The organism is Nonomuraea sp. MG754425 (assembly GCF_021699195.1).
Taxonomy (GTDB): Bacteria; Actinomycetota; Actinomycetes; order Streptosporangiales; family Streptosporangiaceae; genus Nonomuraea.
Genome location: NZ_SSXE01000047.1, coordinates 16,088 through 30,507, shown reverse-complemented (window position 1 = coordinate 30,507; position 14,420 = coordinate 16,088). Strand labels below are relative to the sequence as shown.

Genomic DNA, 14,420 nt, shown 5'->3' with positions numbered 1-14,420 from the left:
TCAAGTATCTCGTTCCTCACACGTCCGTGGTGACACCCAACGCGGCCAGAAGTTCGGCCCTGACCCGCGCGGGATCGGCACCGGCGGCCGGTCGCCGTTCGGCCGCGATCCGGCCGTGGTCGAGCACGAGCACCCGCCCGGCCAGCGCGATGGCCTCGTCCACGTCGTGGGTGACCAGGAGCACGGCCGGGCGGTGCTGCTCGTACAGGCGGCGCAGCAGAGTGTGCATCTTGAGCCTGGTCAGGGCGTCGAGCGCGCCGAACGGCTCGTCGGCCAGGAGCAGCCGGGGGCGGCGCACCAGCGACCTGGCCAGCGCCACCCGCTGCTGTTCGCCGCCGGACAGCTCGCTGGGCCAGGCCCGCTCCCGCCCGGCCAGGCCCACCTCGGCGAGACTGTCCCGGCCGCGCCGATCGGCCCCGGCCAGGCCCAGCACCACGTTGGGCAGCACCCGCTGCCAGGGCAGCAGCCGGGCGTCCTGGAAGACCACCGACACCTCGGCGGGCACCTGGACCTCCCCTTCGCCCTCGACGTCGGTGTCCAGCCCGGCCAGCGCCCGCAGCAGCGTGCTCTTGCCGGAGCCGCTGCGGCCGAGCAGCGCCACGAACTCGCCGGGGGCCAGCTCCAGGTCCAGGCCGTCGAGGACCGTGCGGTCGCCGTACCGGCGGGTCAGGGAGAGCGCCCGGATCAGCTCGCCAGCGTGCGCCGCCACGACAGCGCCCTCCTCTCCACGAGCCGGACGGCGGCGTCGGAGAACAGGCCGAGCAGGCCGTACAGGACGATGCCGACCAGGATGACGTCGGTCTGCCCGTACGTACGCGCCAGGTCCATCATGTAGCCGATGCCGCTGGTCGAGTTGATCAGCTCGGCCACCACGAGGAACAGCCAGGCCGTGGTGACCGCGAAGCGCAGCCCGAGCAGGAACCCCGGCAACGCCCCCGGCAGCACCACCCTGCCGATGAACGCGCCCCGCCCGAGGCCGACGGTCTCGGCCAGCTCCACGTAGCGGCTGTCGATGCCGCGCAGGCCGTTGTGGGTGTGGATGTAGATCGGCACGAGCACGCCGACGGCGATGACGGTGACCTTCATGCCCTCGCCGATGCCCAGCCACAGGATGAGCAGCGGCATCAGCGCCAGCGACGGGATGGCCCGCTTGATCTGCACGGGGCCGTCGATGATCGCCTCGCCCCAGCGGCTCAGCCCGGAGACGAGCGCGAGCGCCGCGCCGAGCGGCACGCCGGCGGCCAGCCCGAGCGTGACCCGGCCGAGCGAGGTCAGCAGGTTGTCCTGGAGGCGGCCGGACGCGATCAGCTCGCCCGCGGTGGCCACGACGGTCCACGGCGCGGACAGGAAGCGGGGGTCGAGCCGGCCGGCGGCCGAGGCCGCCGCCCACAGGGCGAGCAGCAGGACCGGCCCCAGCAGGAAGCCCAGCCTGACCGGACGGCCCGGCCGCAGCCGGCGGCGTCCCCGGGCGCGGGCCGCGGCGGCGACGGGGTGGGCGACGAGCGTCATCGGGCACCGCCCTTGATCGCCTGCGCGGCCGTCGCCTCGTAGCGGCGGTCGTAGAGGTCGGCGGCCCGCAACGGCGGGTTGCCGGTCTCGGCGGCCAGGACGTCGATGGTCTCCTGGTGCCGCTCGACGGCCTCCGTCCAGTCGGCCGGGAGGTCGGGCTCGCCCGCCTGCTCGACGAGGTAGCGGCCGTCGGCGGCGCTCAGGCCCTGGTCCTTGACGTAGTAGCCGTCGATCCACTCCTCGGGGTGCTCGTAGACCCAGCGGGAGGCCCTGGCCCAGGCGGCGACGTACTCGCGGATCGCGGCGGCCTTGGCGGGGTCGCGCAGCGTCTCGGTGCGGACGTAGAGGTGGCCCGGGTCGTCGCGCAGGCCGTGCGGGATCGTGGTGGCGCCGTCGCGACCGAACTTGGCGGTGTAGCGCCTGATGTTGACGCCGCCGATGGGCGCCACGTCCACCTGCCGGGAGGCCAGGGCGTTGGGGTAGACGTCGCCGGTGCTCGGCAGCTCGACCAGGGTGACGTCCTGCCTGGTGAGGCCGGCCTTCTTCAGCACCCTGAGCACCAGCGCGCCCTGGGCCTGGCCCGGACTGTAGGCGATCTTCCTGCCGCGCAGGTCGGCCAGGGTGCGCACGTTCGCACCCGGGGCGATGCCGAGTTCGTAGGTGGGGTGGGCGAGCGGGTCCTTGCGGAACCTCGACGCGACGATCTTGACGGGCAGGCCGGTCCAGGTGGCGTGGATGGGCGGGATGTCGGCGACCGCGCCGACGTCCAGCGCGTCGGCCCGGAACGCCTCGCTGGTCTGCGGGCCGCCGCTGATGTTGGCCCATTCGAGGTCGAAGGAGAACGAGTCGAGCTCGCCGGAGAGCTGGAGTGCCACCTTGGTCGGGGGGTCTCCGACGATCAGCTTGGTGCCCTCGGGCACGGCGGCGGGCAGCGGCGCGTCGGACGCGAGCGCCGGCGCGTCCGCCTCCCGTCCGCCCGTGCCCGCGCAGGCGGCCAGCGGGAGGAGCAGGAGGAGCGCGGCGACTGCCGAGCGGATGGGGGTGGGGGCAGGCACTCCTCGACGGTACGACCCCTCCCCCACCAAGTCAACATTTCCTACCTGATATTAGGGTTTTTCCGCGACCGATCGGTACGACGCCGTCGCGTCAGCCCGTGGCCGGCGGGACGTTGCCCCAGTACTCGTGCAGCGCGCAGATCCGCTCCCCCCGCACCCGGACGATGATCGTCTCCCAGTTCAGGTAGCCGGAGGTGGCGGCCGACGCGCCCCGGCTGTCGTACTCGTACAGGACCCGGTCGCCCATGACCGTCACGTCCCTCCGCTCGCCGGTCACGCGGTTGCCGTGGTCGCCGTGGAAGCGGGCCCACGCGGCGATCGCCCGCCGTCCCGCCGCGCCCTCGTGCCGGCCGCGCCACTCGCCCTCCGGGAACCAGAAGGAGAAGCGGGAGGTCAGCATGCCGAGGAACGGCTCCCACTCGCCGGTGCGCCACCCGTGGTCGAACCGGTCCATGGCGCGGTCCGCCACCCGGCGCACGTCATCCCGTGCGGAGGCCGAGGCCGCCGCCGAGGCGGGGAGGGCGAGCACGGCCGTGCCGGCCAGGACGCCGAACAGGGCACGCCGCGATCCCGTGCCGGGGACGTCCCGGGCAGAAGGCTCGTTCATCGATGACCATCCTTTCCGTCGATCTTGCGGTGCCATTGGAGCAGGCGGCACCGAAAGACCGTGTAACGCGGAAAGGGGCGGAGACGGCCGGGTTCAGAGGTCCCCGGCGTGCAGGCGGCGGAAGTCGGCCAGGCTCTGGCGGTAGAAGGCGAGGTCGCTCTCCAGCCGCTCCCTGGTGAAGCGGTCCGGCTCCGCGTCGCGGGCCGATTCCCCCATCTCCGTCCAGAACGCGTCGGGCGGCAGCTCCGCCGTCTCCTCTGGCAGGAACTTCAGCGCCTCCACCACGGCGTCGGCGGCGAAGGCCCAGTCGGCGGCCACGGCGTCGAACGCCTCGGCGTCCGGCGGGCCGACGGCGTAGAACAGCGCGCCCTCCAGCGCCCGGCTCGCGTACGAGACGCTGATCATGAACCACTGGCCGGCGTCGAGCAGCTCCGACAGGCCCGTGCCGAACGTGGCGTCCTCTTCCTGGGCGGCGTCCTCCGCGTCGTACGGGACGAACACCTCCACCCCGTCGGCCCGCAGCACCCAGCCCTCGCGCTCGTCGGCGACGGCCGCGTCGGCCGAGCCGCCGGCGGCGGCCAGGTCGAGGTAGACGTACGCCTCCACCAGCGAGCGGGCCAGGCCGCGCTCAGGCATGCCGGGCCACCAGGTCGCGGTAGGCGTCGCGGACGATCAGCAGCCGGTCGAGCTGGAAGCGGCCCGGCTCGGCCGCCCGCACCTCCTGCCCGCGCTGCGACCAGAACCCGTCGTCGGGCACCGCGTCCGCGCCGGGCGGGATGAACTTGACGACCTCCTCGACCGCCGCCACGGCCACCGACAGCGTACGGCGGGCCTCGGCCCCGTCGCCCACCGGCACGTTGCCGGCCGTCAGGTCGGACACCCACAGCCACTCCCCGGCGTCGAGGAGCTCCGACGGCTCGGCGCCGCCGAACGTCGGGTAGCCCGCGGGCATCACCGGGCGTTCGGGCAGGCCGAACAGGTACTCGCGCGGCGCTCCGCAGCTCTCGCAGTCGCCGGCGTAGCGGTTGACCGGTTCGCCGCCGATGTTGGCCAGGCCGTTGTCCCAGGTGGTCTCGGGCGAGCCGCACCCGCACGGGTGCAGGTCGAGGTAGAGATGCGCCTCGTCCCTGGTCCGCGCTACCGCGAAGGTCATGACCCTCCTCTGTTCGGGGTTCCTATCATGCCCGCATCAGGCCCTCCGTCGCGCCCGGGGCGTCCCCGTCCGGGAGTTCTCCCTCACGCAGGCCGCACCGGCACGGCCCGTCCCCGGGGCACAGGCACTCCGGTTCGAACCGTTGCCATCCGGTGCCGTTCGTGATCGTCCGCATCCGGCTCCAGTACGCGTTCCGGACGGCGGGGTTCGGGCGGGCGATCAGGTCGGTCAGCTCGGCGGCCAGCGGCGCGGGGACGAGGTGCAGCGGGGCCTGGCCGGCCAGCTCGTGCAGGACGCCGAGCCGGGCCGGGTACTGCGCGGGGGTGGCCGTGCGGACCTGGCGGACGGCCTCGTACAGCTCGGCGAGGGCCTGCTGCTCGGCGGACGGCCTGCCCAGGACCTGCGTGACGGCGCCCACCACCATGGCCGCGGCGGCGCGCTCGTTCGCGCCCACCGTGCGGTGGGGGTCCACCTCGTAGGTCAGCATGCCCTCGGTGCCCGGCTCCGGGGCGGCTCCGGCGGGGCGGACGGTCATGGGGATGGGCCGGTGGCCGGGGATCTCGATGTCGTACCGGCCGGGGCCGCGCGGGCGGACGCGGGCGCCCGCGAGGACGGCCCCGCGTTCGACGGCGGCGGCGACGGCGGTCTCCGGCAGCGCGGGGCCGCGCTTCCTGGCGCGGGGCGCGCCGCCGGCCAGGGCCTCCGCGACCGAGCCCGAGGCAGGGGTCTCCCCGTTCAGCGCGGCCGCGATCCGGCCGCCGGTCGGAGCCTGCGCGTCCTTCCCCGAGACCGGCGACCGGCCGTCCTGCTGCCGGCCGTTCTGCTGCTGGCCGTTCTGGGCCGCGGTGGCCGGGCCCTGCGGGGCCGTGTCACCGTTCAGGGCCTGGGCGATCCGGCCCGGGGCCGGCCGCTGCTCGTCCGGGGCCGGCGCGCGCGGGCTCGGCACGGCGCTGTCGCCGCTCAGCGTCGAGGCTCGTCGCGGGTCCGCGCCGGGCGGCCCGGTTTCCCAGGGCGGCGCGGGCGGCGTGTGACCGCGCGCCTCGATGTCGCCGGCGATGGCGGCGATCGCCTCCGCCAGCCGCTGCCGCGTCGCGGGGTCCCCGGCCGCCCGCCACTTGCGTGACAGGTGCGCGTGCTCGTCCAGCCGGGGGGTCACGCAGTGGTCGTCGCCCTCGTGCTGGTGCGGCGACAGCGAGCCCCTGATGACGCCCTGCGCCGCCCCCGCCGCCGTGGCCGCGCTCTCCTGCGCGACGTGCGAGATCTCGTGCGCGAGGACGGACGACACGACCTCCGCCGCGACCCGCTTGCCGATCCGGATGATGTGCGGGTCCTCCGCGGTGCCGGACCGGAACTCGGTGCGTCCGACCAGCCCGTCGCCGGGGTCCTCCGCCAGGACGCGCGTGTGGACCGGCACGCGCCGCCCGTCGTCGGTGGGCAGTTCGACCGTGAGCCGGTCGTCGCCGTTCCACTTCAGCCGGGCCACCGCGCCGCCGAAGTCGTCCGGCGACAGGTCCTGCCGCCGCAGCTCGGACGTCGACAGGTCGGGCTCCCCTTCGGGCCGGGCCGACGCGTCGAACGGGGTGCCCGCGATCTCCGGCGAGGTCGCCGACGGGCTCGTGATGCCCTGGGCGACGCTGCCGCCGGCCGGGGCCTGCGACGGCGCCGACGTCGCGGGCCAGGCCGGCGGCGGGACGGCGGCGGGCAGGGCGTCGCGGGCGTCCAGCCAGGCCGTGACCTGCTCGGCGAAGGTGCCGCTCACCGGCGAGGTCATGAAGACGCCCCGCAGGTCGACGCCGGCGCGGGCGGCGGCCTCCAGGAGGGCGGGCGGCAGCGTCGCGAACGCCTCGGCGAAGCCTCCGTCGGGGCGCTCGTCCCGCACGCTCCCGTCGGGGTAGGCCCGGTAGGTGTGCATCCCGTCCGCCTCGCGGACCCTGACGACGGCCACCTTCCCGCGTTCCCGGGCCGCCACGCGGGCGTCGGTCAGCGCCTGGATCTGTCCGAGGCGGCCGATCTCGGGCGTGAACCGGAACTCCGGCAGGCCCTCGAGCGCGGCCCCGAGGCGCACTCCGGACTCCATCCGGGCGCGCAGTTCCTCGATCTCCTCACCGAAGAGGATGACGTAGACCTCGCCGCCGGCGGCGGCCGTCCGGTGGTCCGGCTTGCCGACCGGTCGCACGTTCCCGTCGCGCAGGCGAGCCACGTGCTGGAAGGTCAGGTCGTAGTCCACCCGCAGGCGCACGCTGTAGGCCTTGCCCCGCTGGAACATGCTGCGCTCGCGCCGCGCCCCGTGATGCTCGTTCATGCCCTCCGACATCTGCTCCCCGGACCAGGCGCGGGCGTCCAATCCGATCGGGGCGAGCGGCAGCGAGACGTTTCTGGACAGGGGCAGGGCGCGCCCGCGGGACATGGACACGTTCTGGGCGTCGGCCTTCCTGTCCACCTCGCCCTTCTCCGCGTCGAACGGCCCCGACACGACCGTGAGGTCCGACAGCCGGGCCTTGATCGTGACGTCGGCGCCCTGCTTCTTGAACCGGTGCCTGGCCACCCGGACGACGACGTCGCCGTCCGTTCCGGACATCCGCTCGAAGCCGGTGATCAGCGCGGACGACGCCAGTCGCGACTGCAGCTCGGCCTGGCGTTCGGTGATGGTGTCCCGGCCCAGCATCTTGGCCAGCCGGCCGGTGACGACGTCGTACAGGCTCGGCCGGTCCGGCGCGTCCCGCAGGGTCTCCACGAAGTGGCCGGGGTGCAGCTCCACCTGGCGCGGGTCGGTGACGGAGGCGACCGGGCCCGGGTCCTGCGCGACCGGGCGGGACATGCCGGTTTGCAGGTTCCGCACCAGCGTGGCGTCGAACTGATGCGGGTTCGCGGCCCGGCGCCAGCGCCGTACGCGATCGACCGCGGCCTTGATCGCGGCGGCGGCGCGGGGCATGCGCATCCAGCCCGGCAGCGTCCGCGTGCGGGCGGACCTGCGCTTGACCTCGACAACCAGTGTCATGTCCTGCGACACCTGGTCGAGGCCGTTCCACAGGGCGATGCGCTGCAGCCGAGTGCCCTGCTCGTTGGTGGAGTCGGAGTAGGAGTGGCTGAGGTCGGTGGACACCCCGGCGCCGAGGCCGGAGGTGCCGTTGGAGTCCGAGGCGTCGAGGCCGACCCCGTTCGAGCCGTTGGACGACTCGGTGTGCGTCTGGTCGGTGTAGCGGTAGCGTTGCAGGATGATGCCGGTCTGCTTCTTGCGGCTGACCAGCCTGCCCCTGCGGGGATCGGCGTCCGCCCGCGGGACCAGGCGAAGCTGTACCGTGACCGCATCGGGCCGGTCGGACCGGGCCCCCGAGTGCACGTGGTAGGTCTTGTTGTAGCCCTCGGATGACAGCATGTCGGACGCGCGGATCGTCACGCGTTTGTCTGAAAGGTCAACCTCCAGCTCCGAGCGCAGGCCGGGGGCGTTCTGCTCGGCGTCGGGGACGACGGAGTTGACGGCGTCCATCACCGCGTCGAGCAGGCTGACCCGCTCCCCGTTCGCGTCGGTCACCTCGAAGGAGTCCACGGTGCTCAGGCCCATGGCGTTCTCGTACTGCGGGGCAATCACGACGTCGGCGTCCGCCTCGGTCTCCTGCTGTGCCGCATCCAGCCGCTCGTCGACGTCCTGCCCCTTCGGGACGGTCACCCCGGCCACCCGCTTGAGCGCCATGAGCAGGGCCCTGGGCGTGTGCTTGGCGGACAGGTCCGGGGCCGTGCCCCGGCCCCGCGCCTCGGTCAGCGCCTTGAGGTAGGTCTGCACGAGGGGTACGGCGAGGGTCCTGTCGAGGTCCAGGCTGCCGTTGCGGAAGCGCTCCACCGCGTCGGCGACCAGGGCGAGCGGCAGCTTCAGCTCACCGTCGGCGTACATGATGAGCATGTCGTTCTCGGGGACCGCGAACAGCGCGCTGCCCTGCGCGGGGGGCGTGCCGCGCCTGCCGGGGCTCATGCCCTCCTGCGGCGTCCGCACGCTGTCGACGTGGGTCTCGGTGCCGTCGAAGTGCAGGAGCATGTCGGCGCGCAGGATGTACTGGCGGCCGGTCTCGATCGTCAGTTCCTCGGTGCCCCAGATGTCCAGGATGGAGGTGGAGACCGAGGTGCCGCCGGAGTGCCCGACGGAGAGCGAGCCGCCGGTGGTGGAGCCCCCGTCGTCGTGCACGACCCTGCCGCCGGCCGAGGCGCCGACCGAGGTGCCGGACGAACCGCCCCACGAGACCCCGGCGCTGCTCAGACCGAAGATGATCTTACCTGTCACCTGGTCCACGACGCCGACGATCTCCGCCTCGCCCATCTCGCCCTTCACCGACAGCTCCGAGCGCGAGCTCGAGACTCCGTCCGGCTGGACGGCGAGCTGGGTGCTGATCGGGGTGTCGAACAGTTCGGGGTGGGAGACCAGGTTGCGCAGGTTGAGGAAGGCCGCGAGATGGTGGAAGGCGGTCGAGGCGCGGCGCAGGCCCCGGGGCAGCACCCCGCGGGCGGCGGCCCGGACGTTGCGCACGTCCATGTGCAGCAGCGTGGAGCGGTCGCGCAGCTTCCTGGACGGCGTGCCGATCGACGCCGAGCCCGCGGGGATGTCCGGGGGCAGCAGGTCGGTGGCGAAGGCTATCCTGGCGCTGCCGTCGCGGGTGACGAGCGTGGTCGTCTCGCCCTTGTGCAGCAGATCGACGCTGAGCCGGTGCTTCACGTCGAAGAGGGCGACCTCGCCGGTGCTCTCCGCCAGCGTCACGATGTTGACGGTGCTGCCGGTGCTGGAGCCGGTCGTCCGGGTGCGGTTGCCGCCGCCGTTGACGCCGACGTCGTGCCCGAGACCGTCCTGCCCCTCGTCGGGGCCGTCGCCGACGTTGACCGATCCCCCGCCCCCGTACGTCCGGGAGCGGGTGACGCCGCGCGCCGAGGTGTCGGTGCCGATGTCGAGGTTGACCACGGACTCCGCGTCGGTGACGCCGACGTACTTGCCGCGGTCGCTGAAGTCCTGCACCAGGGAGATGCGCAGCGTGTGGTGGTCGGGGGCCTTGTTGCGGCCGTGCAGGACCAGGTCGACGAGGATGCCCTCCTGCGCCAACTGGTCGTAGGCGGTGCGCAGGCGGCGCTCGGTGAGCTGCTCCATGACCTCCTGCAGGTTGAGCATCTGGCTGGCGCGGGTGAGGTGGTTGGAGGAGTACTGGGGGACACCGTTGACGATCTTCGGCACGACGCCGCTCTCGGCGAGTTGGTCCAGCACCTGCTCGGTGAGCCCGTCCAGGCCGGTCAGCTCCTGGACGAGGGCCGGGCCCGAGCCGCGCATCTGCCCCGGGCCGTCGCCGAGCCACGCGGGCAGCTCACTCTTGCGGCCCTTGATCGGCACGGGCCGGACCTCGCCGCGCAGCACCGGGGTGCCATCGTCGTGGGTCAGCGGCCGGCCCTTCACCTGCAGCGCCGCCTGCGCGTCCACCGGCAGGCCGAAGCGGAAGGCGGCCGACTCCTGCATGCGCGCCAGCGTCGAGCTGGTCATCGGGGGCAGCGTGATGGAGACGCCGCCGGGCTTCTCGATGGTGAACGTGTGCCGCAACTCCAGCCGGTACCCCTGTGTGTGCCGGGTCTTCCTGAGCACGCTCGGGTGGATGGCCTGGGCGTTGGCCGTGGACGAGTACGACTGCGACGCCGACCTGTTGCCCCGCACCCTGGGCCCGATCGAGGGCTGGTAGCCGCCGGGCAGGTTCACCCCGCTCAACGCGGGATGGTTGAACCCGGTGGAGCCGTTGCCGTCCAGCGAGCCGCCGGCCGAGGTCCCGCCGGGCGCGGCGGCGAAGTCGACGAGCACCTCCTCCTCCCACTCGGCGTTGCTGGGCGCGCCCACGGGCTCGGCCGTGGTCAGCACGACCTCGGTCTCGACCCGGATGCGCACCTCGGGCTGGCCCTTCGCGGCCAGCACCCGCACGAACCCGCCGTTGACCGCCTCCCGCAGCCGGGCGGGCAGCTCGTCGGTGACGAACTTGCGCAGGTCGCCGTGGGCGTTCGAGCCGGTCCGGGCGAACTCGCCGCCGAGCCTGGTCTGGAGCGCGTCGAGCATGGTCTCCAGCCCGGTCATGCCGGTGACGACGTGGTTGGGCATCTCGGCGTCGCGCTTGCCGGGGTCGATCCTGATCAGGTCGGCCGGCGCCTGGTCGGTGTAGGAGTGCCCGACCCACACGCGCTGGGAGGCGTTGTCGCCGGGCAGGCCGGAGCGGATCTCGGTCCTGCCCCGCCAGCCGCGGTCCTGCGCGGTGCGGATCTCGACGGTCCACGTGGCGGCGGCGTCGAACAGCAGCGACTCGCCGCGGTTGTCGGCGACCGAGCCGCCCTGCGCGAACGTGCCGGCCCCGCCCGTGGCCGACCAGTTACGGGAGGCGTTCCCGCCGACGTTGATGCCCAGGATCTGCGAGAGCGCCTGGTACCAGTGCCCCTCGGGCATCAACTGCCCGATGACGGAGGGGCTGAAGGACAGGCCCGCCCCGCCGGTGCCGGCCTGGGTGGCGTTGGTCGTCCGGCCCGCCTGGTAGAAGATGCCGACCATCATCTCGGACGCCGTCACGGCCGGGTCGATCACCTCGACCAGGTCGGCGAGGGAGAGCCGGACGCGGATCTCGGCCGCCGACCTCCCCCTGCCGACGCGCAGGACGACGCCGTCGGCGGAGATGGCCTTGTGGAAGTCGGCGCGCAGGGCGCGTTCGAGCTCGTCGGGGGTGAACCGCTTGCGGACGCCGTCGCGTTCCAGCATCGCGTTGACCGTGTTGGTGAGCCGGCCCAGGTGGGCCAGCCTGCCGGTGGGCATCGCCGCCGACAGCGAGACCTCCTGCGGCAGCGCCTCCGCCAGCGCGGCCAGATAGCGTTGGTGCGCCTGCTCGGCCGCGGCGGTCAGCGCGGGGTCGACGGCGGCCGTGCTCGTCTGGTTGCCCGTCTGGTTGCCCGTCTGGCCGGTCGGGCGGCGCATCGCGTCGAGCACCTGCTCGTAGGCCCGCCTGGCCTCGGTGGCCCGTTCGCGGGCGGCGTCGTACGCCTGCGCGATCCGCAGGTGCCGGGCCTGCGTCTCGAGGTGGCCGGCCACCTCCTTGCGCGCCTTACGGGTGCGCTCGGTCTTGCCGCTGTCGCGCCTGCGCGAGGTCCGGCGTGCGTTCGCAGCCGCGTCGGCGGCCTGCTCCCCCGCCTTCGCCGCGCTCTCGTTCTTGGCGTCCACCTGGTTCTGGAGGGTCTGCTCCGCCGTCTCCAGCGCCGTGACGAGCGCTCGCACGTCGTCGGCCGTCGCGTTACGGCCGAGCGGCGGCGGCGCGTGGGCCGGGCGTTCGCCCTGCGCCGCCTCCCAGGGTGCGGGCGCCGGGTTGTCGCCGTGCGCGCGCAGGTGGCGCAGGACGCCGTCGATGTCCACCGCGAGCAGGCGCCGCTCGTCGGGGGTGCCGGCGTTGTTCCACTGCTTGATCAGGTAGGCGAGCTCGTTGCGCCGCGCGGGCAGGCAGCCGTCGGTGGTCTCGCGCCCGCCGCTCAGCACCTGCCTGACGCGTCCGTGACCGGGGTTGGCCTGGCGGTGCAGGGTGTCGGTGATCTCGTGCAGCCAGACCCTGGTGAGCTGGTCGGGGGCCACGCGCAGGCCGATGTGCACCACGTGCGGATCCGTCAGCGTGCCCGCCCGCAGGTGGGTCTGGCCCATCAGGTTGCTGTCGAGGCCGCCGGGGACGAAGCGGAAGTGGTGCGGGCCGCCGACCTTGGTCCACACGACGAGGACGTCGCCCTCCCAGGTCAGCGCCGTGACGCCCTCGTTCTGGAAGTCCTCGGGGCTGAGCTGCCTGGCGGCGGCGAGCCCTTCGGCTTCGTCGAGGTCCTGGGCGCCCTCGCGACCGTCCGTCACGTAGCGGGTGTCGGCGATGGGCGGGGAGGTGACCGTGTCGGGCTTGCTGGTGTGCGCCAGGGTCAGGCCCATGCCGGCCGCGGCGTCCCGGGCTCCGTCCGGGGCGGCGGCCGACAGCCTGTTGTCGCCCTGGGCCAGCAGCATGAGGGTGGCCGCCTCCGCGTCGAGGGCGGCCTGGTTGCGGACCTGGGTGGCGCGGATGTCGAGCGTCGCGCGCAGGCGGGCCATGGTGGCGACGGTGATGACGCGGTCGCCGGTCGGGCCCGGCAGGATCAGGTCGCCTTCGGGGCCGATGACGGCGCCGGGGAAGTTCGTCCGCAGCGCGTCCAGCAGCGCGCTGCTCGCGCTGATCCGCGCGGGGCCGCCGGCGGTGGTGGTCGTGGTGGTGGTCGTGGGGCCCGTCTGGGTGGTGTCGTCGGCGGCGCGCGGCTGCCCCTCGGCCGTCTGGGTCTGGTCCGCGGTGCCCTGGGGCTGGTCCGCGGTCTCTTCGGTCTGGTCCGTGGAGTCCTGAGTCTGGTCCGTCGTCTCCTCGGTCTGGTCCGTGGAGTCCTGGGTCTGGTCCGTCGTCCCCTCGGTCTGGCCGGTCGTGTCGGTGTCCGGCGTCTCGGACGTGGCGGCCGGGTTCTGGGAGGCGTCGCCGGGATTCTGCGTCTGGTCGGTGTCGCTCGCGGCGCGCGGGCGCGCCTCCCCGGTGTCGGCGGGCTGGGCCGTGGACGTCGTGTCCTGGTCCGGCGTGGTGACGGTGCCGGTGTTGGCGTCGGTGTCGGTGTCGGCCTGCGGGGCCGGGTTCTCGTCCGGGGCGGGCGCGTTGTCCGGCTGCTGGGTGGTGGCCCCGCGCCGGGAGGTGGACAGGTCGACGTCGGGCGCCCCGGGTCCCGGCCGGGCCGACGGGCCGTTGGCGGACGGGGCCACCGTGGTCGTCGAGGTGGAGCCGGGCGTGCGCTGCGCCGGGACCGCGACCTGGTCCGGCGTGCGGGTGACGCCGGGCCCGCTGGGGTTGCCGTCCGGGCCCGTCGGGGCGCCGGTCGGGGACGCCGGGCCGGAAGGGCCGCCACCTCCCATGGCGCGGGCCGCGTCCTTCTGGGAGGCCGCGTCGTAGGCGGCGGCCAGCGTGCTGCGCGGGTGGGTCAGGGCCGAGGCGACGTCCGGGCTGAACGGGCTGATGCTCCCCGTACGTCCCGCGCCGCCCATGAACGCGCCGAGCAGCGCGTCGGCCGAGAACGGGTTCTGCCACTGCCCGTACACGGCCCCGTTCGCGACGAAGCTGCCGACCGGCGAGGCGATCATGTTGGTCAGGCCGGTGGTCAGGGCGCGGCCGGCGAAGCCCGGCACGTGCCGGGTGACGCTGGAGACGGGCCCGGCCAGGCGCGTGCCGAGCACGGCGCCGGTGCCCGCGCCGATGGCCGCCGCGCTCGACTTCTGCCAGTCCCACTCCTGCCGGGTGCCCATCTTCATCTGCTGGTACTGGGCCATCCCGTCGATGAAGATCTCCTCACCGATCTCCTCGATGAGCTCCCTGCCGATCGGCGAGGCCAGCAGCCGGGCGATGGCCCCGGGCCCGGTCGCGCCGGACAGGGTGGTCACCCTGGCGAGCTGGGTCGCGCTCATCGGGCGGCCGGCCAGGGTGGCGAGCCGGACGAGGATACGGCTGATGGCGGCGCGGGCGCCGGCCGCGTACGGGCCGACCAGCGCGGTGGCGGAGCCGGCGGTGAAGAAGGCGACGACGAGGGCGATGGCGATGGCGACCACCGTCACCCAGAAGGCCACGTTGACGGAGAGCTTGGAGTACTGCGTCTCGACGGCGAAGTTGTTGGCCTGCTGCGCGTAGGCCTGGGCGTTGTTCGTCGTCCCGGCCAGGCCGCCCTCGGCGCCGTAGAGCACGCGGGCCCGGTTGACGAAGTCGGCGGTGGAGGGCGCGACGTACCCGCTGACGATATTGCGCGCGGCCGTGCCGGCGGGCTCGGTGGAGGCGGCGGTCCCCTCCGCCAGGTCCTGGTAGGAGCGCGCCAGCTCCGACAGTTGGCTCTCGCTGGCCTCAGGCCACTTCTGCCCGGCCGAGAGCATGGGGATCAGCCAGTACGTCACCCAGTCGGGTAACCCACCGCTCTCCCAGGCAGGACGGACGTCGCTGTCGATCCGTACGATCTGCTGCTGCTGGCTCGGCTGCCCCGCCGGGCCCTGGACGTCAATGCCGCCCGAAGTCGTCGTCATCTATCGGTT

General features: G+C 73.9%; 7 protein-coding genes. All 7 read right to left on the bottom strand.

Annotation, left to right across the window (positions count from 1 at the left end; all coding sequences use genetic code 11):
- Positions 1-16: 16 nt before the first annotated feature.
- Positions 17-709, bottom strand: a complete 693-nt coding sequence (locus FAF44_RS18330; RefSeq protein WP_237104405.1) for an ABC transporter ATP-binding protein — start codon at positions 707-709, stop codon at positions 17-19.
- A complete protein-coding gene (locus tag FAF44_RS18325) occupies positions 685-1,509 on the bottom strand; it encodes an ABC transporter permease (RefSeq protein ID WP_237104404.1) in 825 nt (274 codons plus the stop codon). The genes FAF44_RS18330 and FAF44_RS18325 overlap by 25 nt, the downstream gene beginning before the upstream one ends.
- Positions 1,506-2,564, bottom strand: coding sequence for an ABC transporter substrate-binding protein (locus FAF44_RS18320; RefSeq protein ID WP_237104403.1), 1,059 nt, complete (start codon positions 2,562-2,564; stop codon positions 1,506-1,508). Before FAF44_RS18320 ends, FAF44_RS18325 begins: the two co-directional genes overlap by 4 nt.
- A 91-nt stretch (positions 2,565-2,655) precedes the next feature.
- The gene (locus FAF44_RS18315) at positions 2,656-3,171 is read right to left on the bottom strand and encodes a nuclear transport factor 2 family protein (RefSeq protein WP_237104402.1); all 516 of its coding nucleotides are present in this window, start codon (positions 3,169-3,171) and stop codon (positions 2,656-2,658) included.
- Positions 3,172-3,264: 93 nt separating this feature from the next.
- Entirely contained in the window at positions 3,265-3,807 is a 543-nt protein-coding gene (locus FAF44_RS18310; protein ID WP_237104401.1) for a hypothetical protein, read from the bottom strand.
- On the bottom strand, positions 3,800-4,324 hold the full coding sequence (locus FAF44_RS18305; protein WP_237104400.1) for a hypothetical protein: 525 nt from the start codon (positions 4,322-4,324) through the stop codon (positions 3,800-3,802). Before FAF44_RS18305 ends, FAF44_RS18310 begins: the two co-directional genes overlap by 8 nt.
- Positions 4,325-4,349: 25 nt before the next feature.
- Positions 4,350-14,411, bottom strand: coding sequence for a hypothetical protein (locus tag FAF44_RS18300; protein WP_237104399.1), 10,062 nt, complete (start codon positions 14,409-14,411; stop codon positions 4,350-4,352).
- Positions 14,412-14,420: the final 9 nt, after the last annotated feature.

Bases quoted from the DNA above. Each gene is read 5' to 3' on its own strand.
- FAF44_RS18325 (WP_237104404.1), bottom strand. From the start codon at position 1,509: ATGACGCTCGTCGCCCACCCCGTCGCCGCCGCGGCCCGCGCCCGGGGA.
- FAF44_RS18300 (WP_237104399.1), bottom strand. From the start codon at position 14,411: ATGACGACGACTTCGGGCGGCATTGACGTCCAGGGCCCGGCGGGGCAG.
- FAF44_RS18315 (WP_237104402.1), bottom strand. From the start codon at position 3,171: ATGAACGAGCCTTCTGCCCGGGACGTCCCCGGCACGGGATCGCGGCGT.
- FAF44_RS18310 (WP_237104401.1), bottom strand. From the start codon at position 3,807: ATGCCTGAGCGCGGCCTGGCCCGCTCGCTGGTGGAGGCGTACGTCTAC.
- FAF44_RS18305 (WP_237104400.1), bottom strand. From the start codon at position 4,324: ATGACCTTCGCGGTAGCGCGGACCAGGGACGAGGCGCATCTCTACCTC.